This window comes from Cryobacterium sp. TmT2-59, assembly GCF_004403545.1.
In the GTDB taxonomy this organism is placed as follows: Bacteria; Actinomycetota; Actinomycetes; order Actinomycetales; family Microbacteriaceae; genus Cryobacterium; species Cryobacterium shii.
This window is the reverse complement of sequence record NZ_SOGM01000042.1, coordinates 70188-86725: the sequence shown is the minus strand read 5'-3', so window position 1 is coordinate 86725 and position 16538 is coordinate 70188. Positions and strand designations below refer to the sequence as shown.

At 69.2% G+C, this 16538-nt stretch carries 18 protein-coding genes and 1 tRNA gene; 8 read left to right on the top strand and 11 right to left on the bottom strand.

The genetic code is table 11. The features are described from left to right. Positions 1–54 precede the first annotated feature (54 nt). The 3 genes from E3T24_RS07060 to E3T24_RS07050 form a co-directional block, all read right to left on the bottom strand. Positions 55–807: an SGNH/GDSL hydrolase family protein gene (locus E3T24_RS07060; protein ID WP_134365705.1), complete on the bottom strand. Its 753-nt coding sequence runs from the start codon at positions 805–807 to the stop codon at positions 55–57. A 58-nt stretch (positions 808–865) separates the two neighbouring features. Next, on the bottom strand, positions 866–1474 hold the full coding sequence (locus tag E3T24_RS07055; RefSeq protein WP_134365704.1) for a HEAT repeat domain-containing protein: 609 nt from the start codon (positions 1472–1474) through the stop codon (positions 866–868). Positions 1475–1546: 72 nt separating this feature from the next. Further along, on the bottom strand, positions 1547–2011 hold the full coding sequence (locus tag E3T24_RS07050; protein ID WP_198415964.1) for a GNAT family N-acetyltransferase: 465 nt from the start codon (positions 2009–2011) through the stop codon (positions 1547–1549). Positions 2012–2062: 51 nt separating this feature from the next. Between E3T24_RS07050 and E3T24_RS07045 the strand changes: the two genes are divergently transcribed. From E3T24_RS07045 to E3T24_RS07035, 3 genes are read left to right on the top strand one after another with little or no spacing between them, the layout of a single operon-like run. Then, on the top strand, positions 2063–2509 hold the full coding sequence (locus tag E3T24_RS07045; protein ID WP_134365703.1) for a MaoC family dehydratase N-terminal domain-containing protein: 447 nt from the start codon (positions 2063–2065) through the stop codon (positions 2507–2509). Next, a complete protein-coding gene (locus E3T24_RS07040) occupies positions 2506–2940 on the top strand; it encodes a MaoC family dehydratase (RefSeq protein ID WP_134365702.1) in 435 nt (144 codons plus the stop codon). Before E3T24_RS07045 ends, E3T24_RS07040 begins: the two co-directional genes overlap by 4 nt. Positions 2941–2954: 14 nt before the next feature. Further along, positions 2955–4154, top strand: coding sequence for a UDP-N-acetylmuramate dehydrogenase (locus E3T24_RS07035; RefSeq protein ID WP_134402985.1), 1200 nt, complete (start codon positions 2955–2957; stop codon positions 4152–4154). A 27-nt stretch (positions 4155–4181) separates the two neighbouring features. Here E3T24_RS07035 and E3T24_RS07030 read toward each other — a convergent pair whose 3' ends face one another. From E3T24_RS07030 to E3T24_RS07010, 5 genes are all read right to left on the bottom strand, one after another. After that, positions 4182–5066 (bottom strand): hypothetical protein, encoded by an 885-nt coding sequence (locus E3T24_RS07030; RefSeq protein ID WP_134434468.1) that lies wholly within the window; start codon positions 5064–5066, stop codon positions 4182–4184. Then, the gene (locus E3T24_RS07025) at positions 5066–5761 is read right to left on the bottom strand and encodes a hypothetical protein (protein ID WP_134365699.1); all 696 of its coding nucleotides are present in this window, start codon (positions 5759–5761) and stop codon (positions 5066–5068) included. The genes E3T24_RS07030 and E3T24_RS07025 overlap by 1 nt, the downstream gene beginning before the upstream one ends. Positions 5762–6067: 306 nt before the next feature. After that, positions 6068–6985, bottom strand: coding sequence for an ABC transporter permease (locus E3T24_RS07020; protein WP_134434467.1), 918 nt, complete (start codon positions 6983–6985; stop codon positions 6068–6070). Continuing rightward, complete coding sequence (locus E3T24_RS07015; protein WP_134365697.1) at positions 6982–7896, bottom strand: ABC transporter ATP-binding protein; 915 nt, start codon at positions 7894–7896, stop codon at positions 6982–6984. Before E3T24_RS07015 ends, E3T24_RS07020 begins: the two co-directional genes overlap by 4 nt. Before the next feature lie 181 nt (positions 7897–8077). Then, complete coding sequence (locus E3T24_RS07010) at positions 8078–9280, bottom strand: pyridoxal phosphate-dependent aminotransferase (protein ID WP_134365696.1); 1203 nt, start codon at positions 9278–9280, stop codon at positions 8078–8080. Positions 9281–9502: 222 nt separating this feature from the next. Between E3T24_RS07010 and E3T24_RS07005 the strand changes: the two genes are divergently transcribed. The 5 genes from E3T24_RS07005 (at position 9503) to rplA (ending at position 12273) form a co-directional block, all read left to right on the top strand. Then, positions 9503–9575, top strand: a tRNA-Trp gene (locus tag E3T24_RS07005). A gap of 41 nt (positions 9576–9616) precedes the next feature. Further along, positions 9617–9892, top strand: coding sequence for a preprotein translocase subunit SecE (secE, locus tag E3T24_RS07000; RefSeq protein ID WP_134365695.1), 276 nt, complete (start codon positions 9617–9619; stop codon positions 9890–9892). Positions 9893–9986: 94 nt separating this feature from the next. Further along, the gene (gene nusG, locus E3T24_RS06995) at positions 9987–10979 is read left to right on the top strand and encodes a transcription termination/antitermination protein NusG (protein WP_134406066.1); all 993 of its coding nucleotides are present in this window, start codon (positions 9987–9989) and stop codon (positions 10977–10979) included. An 82-nt stretch (positions 10980–11061) separates the two neighbouring features. Then, a complete protein-coding gene (gene rplK, locus E3T24_RS06990; protein WP_134365693.1) occupies positions 11062–11493 on the top strand; it encodes a 50S ribosomal protein L11 in 432 nt (143 codons plus the stop codon). Between the two features lie 90 nt (positions 11494–11583). Beyond that, the gene (gene rplA / locus E3T24_RS06985; RefSeq protein WP_134365692.1) at positions 11584–12273 is read left to right on the top strand and encodes a 50S ribosomal protein L1; all 690 of its coding nucleotides are present in this window, start codon (positions 11584–11586) and stop codon (positions 12271–12273) included. Positions 12274–12347: 74 nt separating this feature from the next. Here the strand turns inward: rplA and E3T24_RS06980 are convergent, their stop codons facing one another. The 3 genes from E3T24_RS06980 to E3T24_RS06970 form a co-directional block, all read right to left on the bottom strand. After that, positions 12348–13892: an amino acid permease gene (locus E3T24_RS06980; protein ID WP_134365691.1), complete on the bottom strand. Its 1545-nt coding sequence runs from the start codon at positions 13890–13892 to the stop codon at positions 12348–12350. A 242-nt stretch (positions 13893–14134) separates the two neighbouring features. After that, positions 14135–15568: a gamma-aminobutyraldehyde dehydrogenase gene (locus E3T24_RS06975; protein WP_134365690.1), complete on the bottom strand. Its 1434-nt coding sequence runs from the start codon at positions 15566–15568 to the stop codon at positions 14135–14137. A gap of 128 nt (positions 15569–15696) precedes the next feature. Next, positions 15697–16482 (bottom strand): PDC sensor domain-containing protein, encoded by a 786-nt coding sequence (locus E3T24_RS06970; RefSeq protein ID WP_134365689.1) that lies wholly within the window; start codon positions 16480–16482, stop codon positions 15697–15699. Positions 16483–16538 lie beyond the last annotated feature (56 nt).

The window sequence follows — 16538 nt, the reverse complement described above, 5'->3', positions numbered from 1 at the left end:
GTCGCGACGGGCGGGCGCGGCGGGGCGCGTGGCGGCTGCGTGGGGCGGGACCCCTCAGTCGGCGTCGACCGGCTCCAGGGCGGGGCGCTTCGGCGGGCGGCCGTCGCCGGAGGAGCGCCCGGTGAGGCGGCGGCCGATCCACGGCAGCACGAACTCGCGGTAGTACGCCGCCGTGCCCTGCACGTGCTCGGCGGACGCGGCCGGCGCATCCAGCCACTCCACCGGAACCGGGACGCCGAGCTCGGCCAGCACGTTCGTCGCCACCCGGGTGTGCCCGAGGGCGTTCAGGTGCAGTTTGTCGACGGACCAGAACCGCTTGTGCTCGAGCTCGGTGTCGACCCAGTTGTCGACCAGGGTGACGCCCGGCCGGTCGAACGCGGCGCGCGCGGCGTCGGCCAGCCGGTCGCCGCGCTGGCGCATCAGGTTGCCGAGCGGCAGGTGGTGCGACGGATTGCCGCCGCTGAGCACGAGCACGTGCACGCCCTCGTCGAGGGCGCGGTCGACGGCCTGCTGCAGCAGGCCGACCACGTAGGAGATCTCGACCCGGGGGCGCATCACATCGTTGCCGCCGCCGCAGATGCTGATCAGGTCCGGGCCGAGCGCGAGGGCCGGCTCGAGCTGCTCGGCGACGATCGGGCCGAGCAGCCGGCCCCGCACGGCGAGGTTCGCGTAGGACACGGGGGCCTCGGATGCCGCGGCCAGGCCGAGCGCGACGAGGTCGGCCCAGCCGCGCACCTGCCCGCCCGGCAGGTCGTCGCCGACGCCCTCGGTGAAGCTGTCGCCGATGGCGACGTAGCGCTGAAACATCCGGTCCCCCGTTGCGGTGCAGATTGTGCCGGCGCGGTGTGCCCGCCGGGCGGCCGAACTACTCGCTCGGGTGGCTGTGCTTGGTGCCGTGGGTCTGTTCGACGCCCTGGGTGGAGTCCGCGGTCAGGCTGAACCGTGCGTTGAGCACGTCCCGGGCCTGCTGGGCCGCACGACGCACCTCTTTGTCGGGGTCGCGCAGGCGCTGCACGATCGTGGCGAGGTGGTCCTCGGTGCCCTGGGCGGCCAGCGCGTGGAGGGCGGCGGCGCGCACGCGCGACACCTCATCGGTGGTCAGGCGCACGAGCTTGGGGGCGACCTCGAGGCCGCGGAGCAGGATGACCTTCGCGCACATCTCGCGCACCCGCCAGGCCTGGTTGTTCAGGCCGACGACGATGTACGGCGCGGCGCCGTCGCTCCAGACGTAGAGCAGCGCGCGGGCGCCCCAGAGCTCGGGCCAGTAGAGGGCGGGGGCGCCTTCGAGGATGCCCAGGGCGTGGCGTCCGCCGGCGTAGAGCAGGAAGTCCTTGCCCGCGTTCTTGGCGCGGAGGAGCGCGATCGAGTTGTCGATGACCGTTTGTTCGCCATAGTGCGCGACGGCCGCATGGATGCGTTCGGCCGTGGGCAGGTCGATGGGAAGGTCGGGGTGAGGCTCTAATTTGTTATGCATGGCATGACTACGGTATCAAGCGCCCGTGGCGCTGGCCAATACCGGCGCCCCGGCCGGCCCTCAGGCCGCAACTCAGGTGAGGTCGTCGCCGGTCGTGAGGGTGCGTTCGAACCCGTGCGCGCGCTCGTAGATGCCGTAGTTGCCGATCTCCCGGTAGCCGAGGCGGCGGTACAGCGAGAGGGCCTCCGGCTGCGCGTGCCCGGTCTCCAGGCGCAGCTGCCGGTAGCCGAGTTCGCGGGCCAGTTCCTCGAGGGCGGCGAGCACGGCCGAGGCGTGGCCCTGCCGGCGGTAGGCCGGGTTGGTCCACATCCGTTTCACCTCGCCGGTCGTGTCGTCGAGCCGACGGATGCCGCCGCCCGCCACCGTGGCGCCCCCGTCGAGCAGCACCAGGAAGCCGCCCGTCGGCGGCTCGAACGCCCCGCCCGGAACGTCGTGCACGGAGTCGCCGTCGCCGTAACGCTCGTCGTACTCGCGGCGGAGGTCGGCGAGGAGCGGGGCCACCTCCTGGTCGGTGAAGCGTACGCGCTTGAATTCCACATCAGCCAGTCTGCCCGATCCGTGCCGGGTGCGAAAAGGTAAGCTCCTCCTGTGTCTGTCAACCCCGAACTGCAGGGCCGGGTCTTCCCGCCCGTCGCCCCCTACCTTGTCGGCCGGGAGAAGGTGCGCGAGTTCGCCCGCGCCGTCTTCGCCACCAGTCCGATCAACCTCGACCCGGAAGCCGCGCGCGCCGCGGGCTACGCCGACGTCGTCGCCCCGCCCACCTTCGCCGTGGTCGTGCAGGAGGCCACGCTGGCGCAGCTTCTGGCCGAGCCGGATGCCGGAATCGACTTCAGCCGGGTCGTGCACGGCGACCAGCGATTCAGCTTCAGCCGCCCGATCGTGGCCGGCGACCTGCTCACCGCCACCCTCACGGTGGCGAGCGTCAAGAGCCTCGGCGGCCACTCGATGGTGACGGCCGAATCGCGCGTCGTCGACGCCGCCGGCGCCCACGTGGTCACCGCGACCTCCACCCTCGTCGTCAGGGGAGACGAATGACCAGCCAGGCAACACCCGTTCTCGCCGACCTGACCGTGGGCGACGTCGTCGCCACCGGCACGTTCCCGTTGACGCGCGATTCCCTGGTGCGCTACGCCGGAGCATCCGGGGACTTCAACCCCATTCACTACCGTGACGACGTCGCCGTCTCCGTCGGCCTGCCGGGGGTGCTCGCCCATGGCATGCTCACCATGGGCTTCGCCGTGCAGCCGGTCGTCGACTGGGCCGGCGACCCCGGCCGCATCGTCGACTACCAGGTGCGGTTCACCCGCCCGGTGCTGGTGGATCCGGTCGACGGCGCCGAAGTGACCGTGGTGGCCAAGGTCGGCGCCATCGACCCGGCCGCCGGAATCGCCCGCATCGACCTCGCCGTGTCGGCCAACGAGGTGACTGTGCTCGGCAAGGCGCAGGCCCGCGTCAGCCTGGTCTGAGCGGACCGCGCCCGATGACCGAGCTCGCACCCCCTCCTTTCGCCCAGCTGACCACCATGGCCGTGGGCGGCCCCCCGGCCCGGATGGTCTCCCCGGCGACCGAGCAGGACCTGGTCGACCAGACGCTCGAGGCGTGGGCGTCCGGTGACGATTGGATGCTGCTCGGCGGCGGCTCCAACACCGTGGTCGCCGACGAGGGCTTCGACGGCACCGTGATCCGGGTGCTGACCCGCGGGGTCAGCGTGCTCGACCCTGCTTCTGCTTCTGCTTCTGAGCCGGCGTCTGCTTCTGCGTCGGCCTCGGCCTCGACCGAGCCCGGGCGGCTGCGGCTGCGCGTGCAGGCCGGCGAACCGTGGGACGAGCTGGTGGCCTACACGGTCGCGCAGGGCTGGGCCGGCATCGAGGCCCTGTCCGGCATCCCCGGGTCGACCGGGGCGGCCCCGGTGCAGAACATCGGCGCCTACGGGCAGGAGCTCGGCAGCAGCCTGGCGGCGATCGACTTCCTGGACTACGAGACCCATGAGCTGCGCCGGATGCCCGCGGCGGAGCTCGCACTCGGCTATCGCACCTCGGTGCTCAAGCAGGGGCTCCGCGGCCTGGTGGTCGCGGTGGAACTGGACCTGCACGACACCCGGGCGGAGGCATCCGTTCTCGGCAGCGCCCTCAGTCGGCCGGTTGCGTACGCGCAGCTCGCGACGGCCCTCGGCGTGCAGTTGGGCGACCGCGTGCCGCTGACCGCGCTGCGGGAGACCGTGCTGGGGCTGCGCGCGGCGAAGGGGATGGTGCTCGACCCGGCCGACCCGGACACCCGCAGTTCCGGTTCGTTCTTCACCAACCCGATCGTGTCGCTGGCCTTCTCGCGCACCCTGCCGGCCGCATGCCCGCGCTGGCCGCTGAACGAGCAGGAGCTGCCCGACCGAGTGATCCCGCTCGACGAGTACGCCGGGGTGGGACCGATCCCGGGCACGCCCGTCGTGCCGCTGGTCAAGCTGAGCGCGGCCTGGCTGATCGAGAACTCGGGCATCACGCGCGGCTTCCGGCTGCCCGGTTCGCGCGCCGCCGTGTCGAGCAAGCACACGCTCGCGCTGACCAACACGGGGGGAGCGACCGCCGACGAGATCGCACAACTCGCCCGCCTCGTGCTGGGCCGGGTGCAGGCCGAGTTCGGCGTCAACCTGCAGCCCGAGCCGGTGCTGGTCGGTCTGGACCTGTAGCCCGGGCCGGTGGCCCCGGGTCGGTGGTCAGTCGGCTCGGCGGAACACGACGACGATGCCGACGACGATGAGCAGCAGTCCGATCGCGACGACACCGCTGAGAAGCCGGAGGGTCGGGTCCGCGGGGGCGGGCGCCAGCACCCCGATCAGCATGAAGGCGGCGAAGGCGAGCAGCAGCACGCCCCAGACGATGGTGCCGAAGAGCGGCCGGCGAGTGCGGCGCACGGATGCCGTCGGCTGCGCGGGCACGTCCGGCACCGCTGCCGCGGGGTACCCCGGCCCACCGGCGACCGGGTAGGCGGGTGCCCCCGTCGCCGGGCGGACAGGCTCGGCGGCCGGGAGATCGGCCGGGAGATAACGAAGCGTCGCGGTGTCGCCCGTCGTGTCCGCTGCCGTGTCGGCCGCGGTGCCGGTTCCGGTTCCGGTTCCGGTTCCGGTTCCGGTCCGCTCGAGCCGGTATTCGGGGATCGGCCCCGGGGACGCGATGGTGTGCGCACCGTCTGGGTCGGTGCCGGTGCCGGGCCCGGTTCCGGGCCTGGTGGCATCGGGCCCGGGGGCGAAGGCCTCGGTGAGGTCGGAGGGCTCGGACGCACCGGCTTCGGGCGCCTCGCGGTCGGGCTCCACGCCGTCGCGCACCGGGGTGAACGCCACGGTCAGGTCGTCGGGAACGGCAGGTCCGGTGGCCGCGCTGTCGGGGGCGGGGGCCAGGGCCACGGTGAGGTCGGAGACCTCGGCCTCGGACGCCGCGGGCTCCAGCGCGACCGTCTCGGACAGTGCGTCGGTGTCGGGTTCGGGCGCTGCGGCATCCGTGCGCTCGCCCGTGCCCGGTGGGTCCGTGCGCGGCTCGCCGCTGCTGGCTTCGTCGTTACCGGGCTCGGCCGCGGCGGGGTCGTCCGGGTGCGGGGTGACCATCAGGGGCCCCCGGGGTCGGCGCCGACGACCGAGACCTGGCCGAGGAGGGTCCAGACGCGCACGCGCGCGACCGGCGGGGCGTCGCCGGGGTTGAACGTGCGCGCGTCGTGGAAGAAGATGCCGCCCTGCTGCACCGCGGCTCTCTCGCCGACGTAATCGATCTCGCCGGCCAGGGTGCTGGCCTCGACGCGCACGGACCGGTTGTCCGGCAGGACGAGCTCGGTCACGCCGACCCCCATCCAGACGTCGATCGTGCGCGCCTCCGCGGCGGCGGCGTCGAGGGCCGAGAGCTCGATGGTCGCCCGGCCGGAGAGCACGGCGTAGCCCGGGGGAGCGCCGGCGGCGTCGGCGCTCACGGTCCAGGTGGCGGCTCCGACCGGGAAGAACTGCGTGCCGGCGGGGAACAGGCCCACGACTACCAGGACCACGGCCGCCAGAAAGGCGAACCGGCCGACGGCGCCGCTCTGCTTGCCGCGGATACCCAGCACGATGATCCCGACGGCGAGCACGCCGAGTGCGACGGACAGGCCGACGACCGGCACCGCGGCAGACCAGACGCCGCCGGAGATCACGGCGGCCGCGACGGCTCCGGCGAGGAGGGCCAGGCCCAGCACGATCGCGGCGAAGCCGACCTCGGGGCGGCGGTCGCGCCACGAGCCACGGGCACTCCCGGCGGCGGCCACCCCGGCGGGCACCGTCGTCGCCTAACTCTCGGGGGCATCGGTCATGCTGACAGTCTGCTCGCGGTGGATCCGGCCGACAATGCCCCCGGCCGGCGACGGATGCCGCGTCCAGCCCGGTCCTTCGCCCGGCGGCCCGTCTCGCCCCAAACGGGAAACGGTGTCCGGCGCCCTACCAATTCGACGGAGATTCTGCTCTAAAAAGTGGGATTCCGGTGTTTCGGGCCCGATGCGGGCAAAATCTCCGTCGAATTCGTTCTGCCCGGGAATTGCTGCACCGCAGCGCGACCCGGCAGCGCGACCGCGCAGCGCGGAACGGCCCTAGGTGTCCTTGCGGATCCAGCGGAAGGTGACCCGGCTGAGCACGAGCCCGACGACCAGCCAGATCGCCAGGTTGAGCGCGATCAGCGGGAAGTCCCAGGCGCCGCTCTGCTCGAGACTGGCGAAGCTGTCCGGCAGGAACACGCCGCGCATGCCCTGAGCCATCCACTTGAGCGGGAACACGCTGGCCAGGTTCTGCATCCAGTCCGGCAGCAGGTAGAACTGCAGGTAGACGCCGGAGATGAACTGCAGGATCAGCACGATCGGGATGACCACCGCGGTGGCACTCTTGCCCGAGCGGGGCAGCGCCGAGAGCGCGATGCCCAGGAAAGCGCAGGTGACGACGCCGAACAGGAACACCCAGGCGAAGGTCAGCCACTTCCCCGGTTCGGTCGGCAGGTCGATGCCGAGCAGCACCCGGGCGACCAGGATCAGCAGCGCCGCCTGGAAGATACCGGTCACCAGAACCTGACCGATCTTGCCGATGAAATAGCTCAGCGGCGACAGCGGCGTGCCGCCGAGCCGTTTGAGGGTGCCGTCGCCCTTCTCCCCGGCGATGTCGACGGCGAGGTTCTGCACCCCCGAGAGCAGCATGCCGGCGGCGAGCATCCCGGGCAGGTAATACGCGCCCACGCTGATGCCGCCGGTGCCGTCGGGCGCGGCGCCCACATTGCCCGACGACCCGAAAGCGGCCGTGAAGATGGCCAGCATGATGAACGGGAACAGGAACGTGAAGAACACGCTGTCCGTGGTGCGGAAGTAGATCCGGGTCTCGTAACGGATGCGGGAAAGCCCGACCCGCAGGACCGTCGCCAGCCCGGCGCTCGACCTCGCCGTCGACCTCGCACGAGACCCTGGCCGCTCTGCGCTCGCCGCAGCTCGGGTCGTGCTGCCGGAGTCCGTCTCGAGCCGGCTCATGCGAGCACCTCCGCGTCGTTCCCCAGGGCGTCCGCCGCATCCGTCGTGCCGGAGGCCGGCCGGCTGCCGCGCACCAGGCCGAGGTAGATGTCCTCCAGGCTGGGCCGGATCACCTCGAGGTTGCCGGGTTCGCCACCGGATGCCGCGGCGAGTTCGGCCACCAGCCGCGCCGGTTCCTGCGTGCGTTTCTCCTGGAGCGTGCCGGAAGCGTCGCGCCAGCGCACCAAGGGGACCCGGGCATCCGCCCCGCCGATCTCGCCGATGGCACCGATGTCGATCAGCCGGCCGTCGTTGATCACGCCCGCCCGGTCGCCGAGCTGGGCGGCCTCGTCGAGGTAGTGCGTGGTGAGCAGGATGGTCGTGCCCTCCGCCTTGAGCCGGCGCACGAGGTCCCAGAACTGGTGGCGTGCCTCGGGGTCGAAGCCCGTGGTGGGCTCGTCCAGGAACAACAGTTCGGGCCGGCCGATGATGCCCAGCGCCACGTCCACGCGCCGACGCTGGCCGCCGGAGAGCTTGCTGATGCGGGTCTTCGCCTTCGGCTCCAGGCCGACGGCCTCGATCACCTCGGCGACGCGGCGCGGCCGCGGGTAGAGGCCGGCGAAGTGGGTGAGTTGCTCTGTGACGGTGACGTTGCCGCTCTCCCCGCTGGACTGCAGCACGATGCCCAGGCGCGATTTCCAGCCGAGGCCGCCGCGCTGCGGGTCGACGCCAAGCACGCTCACCTCGCCGGAGGTGCGGTCGCGGTAGCCCTCGAGGATCTCGATCGCGGTGCTCTTCCCGGCCCCGTTCGGTCCGAGGAGCGCGAACGTCTCACCGGCCTCGATGTCGAAACTGATCCCGCGCACGGCATTGAAGTCGCCGTAGGACTTGTGCAGGTCGCGCACGCGCACGACCGGGGGCGAAAGTTCCATGGAGATAGGGTCCCATGCCGCGCCGCCCACAGGAAGCACTGCGCACGAACGGATTCCGGGTTCCTCGCCTAGCGCCTCATAGCGACCCTGGATCGCCGCCGCGTGCGCTCAAATGACCGTCATCGTTTCACCGATGGCGGTCATTTGAGCGCACGCGCGAACGGAGGGTGCCCGCGGCGCGCTACGCGAAGAGGCGCTGCAGGCGCTGAACGCCCTCGAGCAGGGCCGCGTCGCTCAGCGCATAGGAGAAGCGCAGGTAGCCGCTGGGGCCGAAGGCCTCTCCGGGCACGGCGGCCACCTCGACCTGGTCGAGAATGAGGTCGGCGAGCTCCAGCGACGTCGTCGGGGTGACGCCGCCCCAGGTGCGACCGAGCAGGCCGGAGACGTCGGGGTAGACGTAGAACGCGCCCTGCGGCGTCGGCGTGACCATGCCGGGGATCTTGTTCAGCTCGGCGACGATGACCTTGCGGCGGCGGTCGAAGGCCTCCCGCATCGCGATCGCGGCATCCTGCGGCCCGGTGAGGGCGGCGATCCCGGCGCGCTGGGAGATGTTCGAGACGTTCGAGGACAGGTGCGACTGCAGGTTGGCCGCCGCCTTCATGGCGTCCTGCGGGCCCACCATCCAGCCGAGCCGCCAGCCGGTCATGGCATAGGTCTTGGCCACGCCGTTGACCAGGATGGTGCGGTCCGCCAGCGCGGGAACCGCCTCCACGATCGACACGGCGCGCACGCCGTCATAGGTGAGGTTCTGGTAGATCTCGTCGCTGATGATCCAGAGGCCGTGTTCCTCGGCCCAGTCGCCGATGGCCTTCGTCTGCTCCGGGGAGTAGACGGCTCCGGTGGGGTTGGACGGTGACACGAACAGGAGCACCTTGGTGCGCGGGGTGCGGGCGGCCTCGAGCTGCTCGACGGTGACGAGGTAGTTCTGGTCGCTGCCCGCGAAGACATCGACCTGCACGCCGCCGGCCAGCCGGATGGATTCCGGATAGGTGGTCCAGTAGGGAGTGGGCACGATGACCTCGTCGCCCGGATCGAGCAGGGTGGCGAAGGCCTGATAGACGGCCTGCTTGCCGCCGTTGGTGACGACCACCTGGCTGGGCGAGACCTGCAGGCCGCTGTCCCGGAGGGTCTTGGCCGCGATCGCCTCGCGCAGGTCCGGCAGCCCGGCCGCGGGGGTGTACCGGTAGTTCTTCGGGTCGAGCACGGCCGCCGCGGCCGCCTCGACGATGTGCGCGGGGGTCGGGAAGTCCGGTTCGCCCGCGGCGAAGCTGATCACCGGCCGGCCGGCCGCCTGCAGCGCCTTGGCCTTGCCGTCGACCTTGAGGGTCGCCGACTCCGCAATGGAGCCGATTCGAGTAGAGATTCGCTTGAGTTCGTGAGCCACGCTTCGAGCATACGGGGCCGCCCCGATCCGGCGAAGGGCCGAACCCGGCCAATTCCGCGCTCCGAGGGCCGCGGGTGGGCCCCGGGCGGGGCCTCGGCTTTACAGTGGCCGCCGAGTGACCTAGACTTGATCGAGGTAGTTGAATTCCGCCATGCTTTCTTGCGCCTATTTTTGGTCAGTTTCCACGGATGCGCGCAACAAGGTAATCTGGATTTGCTCCATAGGGTGGTGGCTCAATTGGTAGAGCAGCGGTCTCCAAAACCGCAGGTTGCAGGTTCGAGTCCTGTCCGCCCTGCAAGTCGGTGGCATTCCGTCGGCCCATGAAAGGTGTATCTGGTGGCCCGAAAAGTTGTCGACGAACCCAGTGAGGAAATCGTCGCAAACGCGAAATTGGCGCGCGATTCCAAGCGCAGCCCTTTCGCTCGGATCTCCCTGTTCATCCAGCAGGTCATGGCGGAACTCCGCAAGGTCGTCACGCCGACTCGCAAGGAACTTCTGAGCTACACGGGCGTCGTGCTGGTATTCGTGACGATCATGATGGCCCTGGTTTCCGGCCTCGACTGGGTGTTCGCGCTCGTCGTGACCTACGTGTTCGGAACGCCAGGCGGCTAAGGCCGCCGTGACCCCACGGTCACCGCACAGATTCATGGCAACGCTGAACGGGTCACGCTTTCGTGCCCAGACAATTGATAAGGATTGAGATTTAGTGACTGAGACGAATCACGACGATGTCGACTGGGCCACTGCTGCCGAGCAGTCCTCCAACGAGGACGAAGCGCAGGAGGGCAACACCCTCGCCGAAGAAGAAGAGTCGGTAGAGGCCGCCGAGCAGGTCGCCCTGCACGTGTTCGACCCGAACGTCGGAGTCGAAGACAACCTCGACGCCGCTCTGGATGCTCTCGCCGAGTCGGTGGACCCCAAAGCCGACGCGATCGTCGACGACGCCCTCGACATCGATTCCGCCGATGAGGCCGAGGCCTCCGTCGAAGCCGTCGAAGACGAAGAGAACCTCGACGCCGCGGCAGAGGCAGAGGCAGAGGCAGAGGCAGAGGCCGCGCCCGTCGAGGACGAGACCCCCGAAGACCCCTACGAAGAGTTCCGCAAGGAACTGCGTTTCCAGCCGGGCAAGTGGTTCGTCATCCACTCCTACGCCGGCTTCGAACGCCGCGTGAAGTCGAACATCGAGAACCGCAAGCAGTCGATGGCCATGGAAGATTTCATCTACCAGGTCGAGGTTCCGATGGAAGACGTCGTCGAGATCAAGAACGGCCAGCGCAAGATGGTCACCCGCGTCCGTATCCCCGGCTACGTGCTCGTGCGGATGGACCTCAACGAAGACAGCTGGTCCGTGGTGCGTCACACGCCGGGCGTCACCGGATTCGTCGGCAACGCGCACAACCCGACGCCGCTGCGTTTCGAGGAAGCCTTCGGCATGCTGAAGAGCCTCGTCGAGATCCAGGATGTCCCCACCGCCAAGACCGGCGCCGGACACGGCGGCAAGGTTCCGACCCGTGCCCTCCCGGCCGAGATCGACTACGAGATCGGCGAAACCATCACGATCAAGGAAGGCTCGTTCGCGGGCCTGCCCGGATCGATCAGCGAGATCAAGGCGGAGAGCGGCAAGCTCATCGTGCTGGTGTCCCTCTTCGAGCGCGAGACCCCGGTCGAGCTCAGCTTCGACCAGGTCACCAAGCTCTAAATACTTCACATTCACCGGGGCCCGTCCGGGCTACCGGGAGAGCGGCCCCTGGCTGCTCGTCATCACAAAGTAAGGAAGAACAATGGCACCGAAGAAGAAGGTAACTGGTCTGATCAAGCTTCAGATCAAGGCCGGCGCCGCCAACCCCGCACCGCCCATCGGGCCGGCACTGGGCCAGCACGGCGTCAACATCATGGAGTTCTGCAAGGCGTACAACGCTCAGACGGAATCCCAGCGCGGCAACGTCATCCCGGTGGAAATCACCGTCTACGACGACCGTTCATTCACTTTCATCCTGAAGACCCCGCCCGCAGCGGAGCTCATCAAGAAGGCGGCCGGCGTCGCCAAGGGCAGTGGCACCCCGCACACCGTCAAGGTCGCGAAGCTCACCAAGGCCCAGGTCCGCGAAATCGCCGAGACCAAGATGGTTGACCTCAACGCCAACGACATCGACGCAGCAGCGAAGATCATCGCCGGAACCGCCCGTTCCATGGGTATCACGGTCGAGGCCTAAGCGACACCCACCGGCATCCCGCCACAGCAGTACGTGGAAGAGCCAGCCAGGCTCGCACCACACTCTCAACTCGTTTTACAGGAGATTCAAATGGCACAGAAGTCAAAGGCCTACCGGGCCGCGGCCGAGAAGATCGACGCAGACAAGCTCTACACCCCGACCGAGGCAGTCACCCTGGCTCGCGAGACCGGCTCCGCGAACTTCAACTCCACCGTTGAGGTTGCCCTCAAGCTCGGCGTTGACCCCCGCAAGGCTGACCAGATGGTTCGCGGTACCGTGATTCTTCCTCACGGCACCGGACGCACCGCCCGCGTCATCGTCTTCGCAACCGGCCCGGCCGCCGAGGCAGCCATCGCTGCCGGCGCCGACGAGGTCGGTGGCGACGAGCTGATCGAGAAGGTGGCCGCCGGCTACACCTCGTTCGACTCCGCCGTCTCGACCCCGGAGCTCATGGGTAAGGTCGGTCGCCTGGGTAAGGTCCTCGGCCCGCGTGGTCTCATGCCGAACCCGAAGACCGGAACCGTGACGCCTGACGTCGCGCGCGCCGTGTCCGACATCAAGGGTGGAAAGATCGCGTTCCGCGTCGACAAGCACGCCAACGTGCAGTTCGTCGTCGGCAAGGCGTCCTTCACCGCTGAGCAGCTGAACGAGAACATCAGCGCCGCTCTCGAGGAGATCGTCCGCCTCAAGCCGAGCTCTTCCAAGGGCCGCTACATCATGAAGGGCGCCGTGTCGACCACGTTCGGCCCCGGCATCCCGCTCGATGTGAACAGCATCTAGCCAGTTCCACCGCGGCTTCAGCCGCAGCACGAAGGGCCCGTCGCGAGACGGGCCCTTCGGTCGTTAACGGATGCCTACTGCGTCGACGTCGTCGGACGCGCGTCCTTCCGGTGGGCGTTCTGCGGGTGTGCCCGGAGCATGGCGGCCACTGCGATCGCATCGCCCTCCGGCTGGTGCGAGGCGCTGTGCGGTTTGGCGATGAACAGGTAGAGCAGCCCGCTGCCCATCACCACGGCCAGGCCGATCAGCACGATCCAGTCGTCGAGGAAGACGCCGGTCGAACCCGGCCGGGCCAGCAGGACCATGGCGAAGATCCCGTAGAGCAGTGCGACGACGTTGACGACGAAGCCCACCGGTCCGAGGTTGAACGGCCCGGCGGGGCGCCAGCCCTTGAACCTCTGCCGCAGGGCCGCGAGCACCACCATCTGGAAGGCGACGTAGATGCCGATCACGGCGAACGCGGTGATCTGGGTGAGCAGCGTGCTGCCGCCCACATAGATCAGCAGGCAGAGCAACAGCGGGATCGTGCAGGCCACGATCAACGCGTTGACCGGGACGGTGGTGCGCGGTGACACCTTGCCCAGCCAAGCGTGGCCGGGGATCATCCCGTCCCGGGCGAAGGCGAACATCAGCCGGCTCGCCGCGGCCTGCAGGCTGAGCACGCAGGAGAGGAATGCCGTCAGGGCGACGATGAGGAAGAGCTTGGCGCCGACGGTGCCGAGGGTCGCCTCGAGGATCGCTGGAATCGGGTCGATGTCGGTGCCGTTGACCACGGCCTGGAGGTCTGGCGCCGCCATCACGTAGCCGCCGAACGAGAAGAGGGCGGACACTCCGCCGATCAGGATCGTGAGGATCATGGCCCGGGGGATTCCCCTGGCGGGGTCCGGCACCTCCTCGGCAACGTCACCGCAGGCCTCGAATCCGTAGAACAGGAACAGGCCGGCGAGGGCCGCACCGAGGAAGGCGGCGGCGTAGCTGTCGTTGCCCTGGACGCCCATCGTGTCGAAGAAGATGCTGAACTCCTGCTTGCGCTGGAAGATGAGCAGGTACAGGCCGAGGCCAATTACGCCGATCAGCTCGGCGGCGAGGCCGATCCGGGCGACCCGGGACAGCATCTTCGTGCCCGAGAAGTTGAACGCGAACGCCACCACGAGGAACAGCACCGAGAGGCCGAGGGTGACCTCCTTGGTGACGGGCGCGTTGATCAGGCTGGCGAGGAAGCCGCTGCCGAACTCCGCGACTGCGGTGATGGTGACGAGCATGGCCCAGACGTAGACCCACGCGGCCATCCAGGCGTACCGCTTGCCCCAGAGTCGCCGGGTCCAGGGGTAGATTCCGCCGGCGATCGGGTATTGGGACACCACTTCGCCGAAGACGAGGGCCACCAGCAGCTGGCCGGTTCCCACGATCACGAGCCAGAAGATCGAGGGCGGCCCGCCCGTGCTGAGAGCCAGCGCGAAGAGTGAGTAGACGCCGACGAGGGGGGACAGATAGGTGAAGCCGAGGGCGAGGTTGGCCCAGAGCGACATGGACCGATGAAACGAGTCGTCGTAGCCGAGGGCCTTGAGGTGCTCGCTGTCGCCGAGCCCCTTCTTCTGTGGAGATGCGTTGGATGACATTGGGACCTTTCCGATCATGCCCGAGGGACGTGCGGCCACACCCCCTAGCCGCGGACACCTCATTGTGTGTGTGCTTCAACATAGTGGACCGCAGACCGCAAAGGTGCGGAACCGGATGTTTGTCTTCCGCGGCGTGTTGCCGGTGAGAGTGGCCGTTCCGGTCGAGAGTGACCGGCAGAACGGGCACTCTCGACCGGAACGGGAACAGGGGAGGGGGTCGTGCGAGGCGGGTCAGGCCGAGGTCAGCCGATGTAGCTCATCACGTGCTTGATCCGGGTGTAGTCCTCGAGGCCGTACAGGGAGAGGTCCTTGCCGTAGCCGGAGTGCTTGAAACCGCCGTGCGGCATTTCGGCGACGAGCGGGATGTGCGTGTTGATCCAGACGCAGCCGAAATCGAGGCGCTTGGCCATGCGCATCGCGGTGCCGTGGTCCCGGGTCCAGACGGATGACGCCAGGCCGTACTGCACATCGTTGGCCCAGGCCAGCGCCTGCGCCTCGTCGGTGAACTTCTGCACCGTCATCACCGGGCCGAAGAACTCGTTCTGCACCGCGTCGTCACCCTGGCGCAGGTCGGTGATGATCGTGGCCTCGTGGAAGTAGCCGACCGAGCCCTGGCGGTGGCCGCCGAGCGCCACGTTCGCGTGGTCGGGCAGGCTGTCGACGACGCCCTCGATCCGGGCGAGGTGCTCGGCGCTGGAGAGGGCACCGTAGAGCACGCCGTCTTCCCGGGGTCCGCCGGTGCGGGCGTTCTCCCGGGCGTAGGCGGCGAGGGCGGCCACGAATTCGTCATGGATGCCTTCCTGCACGAGCAGGCGGGTGGCGGCGGTGCAGTCCTGGCCGGCGTTGTAGAACCCGGCGGCGGTGATGCCCTCGATCGCCGCCTGGATGTCCGCGTCGTTGAACACGATCACCGGGGCCTTGCCGCCGAGTTCCAGGTGCACCCGCTTGACGTCGAGGGCCGCGGCGCCCGCGACCTCCATGCCGGCGCGCACCGAGCCGGTGATCGACACCATCTGCGGCATGCGGTTCGTGACCAGGGCGCGCCCGGTGTCCCGGTTGCCGGTCACGACGTTGAACGTTCCGGCGGGCAGGAACTCGGAGGCGATTTCGGCCAGCAGCAGGGTCGACACGGGGGTCGAGTCCGACGGCTTGAGCACGACGGCGTTGCCGGCGGCGAGGGCCGGCGCGATCTTCCAGATCGCCATCATCATCGGGTAGTTCCACGGGGTGACCTGGCCGATCACGCCGATCGGTTCGCGGCGCACCATCGAGGTGTGGTCCTTCAGGTACTCGCCGGCGGACTTGCCCTCGAGCACGCGCGCGGCGCCGGCGAAGAAGCGCACCTGGTCGATCATGACCTCAATCTCGTCGCCGACGATCCCCGCCCGCGGCTTGCCGGTGTTCTCGCTCTCGACGTCGGCGAGTTCCTCCGTGCGGGCCTCGAGGGCGTCGGCGAACCTGAGCAGGGCCAGCTGGCGTTCGCCCGGGGTGGTCTCGCCCCAGGTCGTGAAGGCGGTCGCCGCCGCGCCGTAGGCGTCCGCGACATCCGTCTCGGTGGAGACCGGGGTGCGGGCGTACACCTCTTCGGTGGCGGGATTGATGATGTCGAGCTGTTCGCTCGCGCCGGACTCGACGTACTGTCCGTTGACGAAGTTGCGCAGTTCGCGGATGGTCATTCGCTGGCCTTTCGAGGGCGTGGAGGAGCGGAGTCGGTCGTGACTTCAGCGTCGGTGACGTCGGCGTCGCTCGGGGGCCGATGGGCACCTTACGGCGACGATACCTCAAAACATCCGGAATACAATCTTTAAATTGTGGCGTTCCTCGTGCGGGTGGCGATCAGGAACGGGGTGCCGGGGCACGGCATCCGGTCGTAGTCGCCGAGCGGATGCCGCGGGTTCGGCAGGATGTCCCCGGCCGGCAGCGAGGGCTCGGTCGACACCACCACGCGGCCGGCCTCGTTGATCAACAGCACCGGGCTCGCCAGGGCGAGGAAGTGCGGCAGAAGCACCTGTTCGAGGCTCTTCACGAAGACGTCGGCTCCGACGACCCCGACCATGTCCCGGTCCACCCGCACCGGCATGGTCAGCGTGATCACGTAGTCGAACGTGCACAGGTGGTCGACGTATGGCCCGGTCACGTGGGTGTGGTTGGTCGATTCCGGCACCTGGTACCACTCCAGTTCCCGGAAGTCGCGCAGGAACTCGGTGTTCACCCGGGCTGCGAGGTCCAGTCGGCTCGGCCCGCTCGTGGTGCCGAGCAGCGGGGTGCCGGCCAGAGGCCCGAGCCACCACGCGAAGTGGGCGTCGCGCCCGGTCACGTACTGCGGCGCCGCGATGAAACCCGCCCCGATCAGGAGGGACTCGGGCACGCCGCCCGGCGCCGGAGGTTCGGCTCGCAGCGCCGGTACGACGAGAGCTTCGACGAGGGCGTCCAGTTCGGCCGCGCGAACCGGTCCCGCGGCGACGATCGCGTCGCGCCAGCCCTCGAGGGTGCGGAAGGCGCGGGCGAAGATCTCACCGACCTCTGCCGCGCAGGAGGCGAGGCTGAGCTGCGCGGCGTCGGTCAGGTCTGGCACCGACGTCTCAGGCACCGACGTCTCAGGCACCGACGTCTCAGGCACCGACGTCTCAGGTACCGACGTCTCAG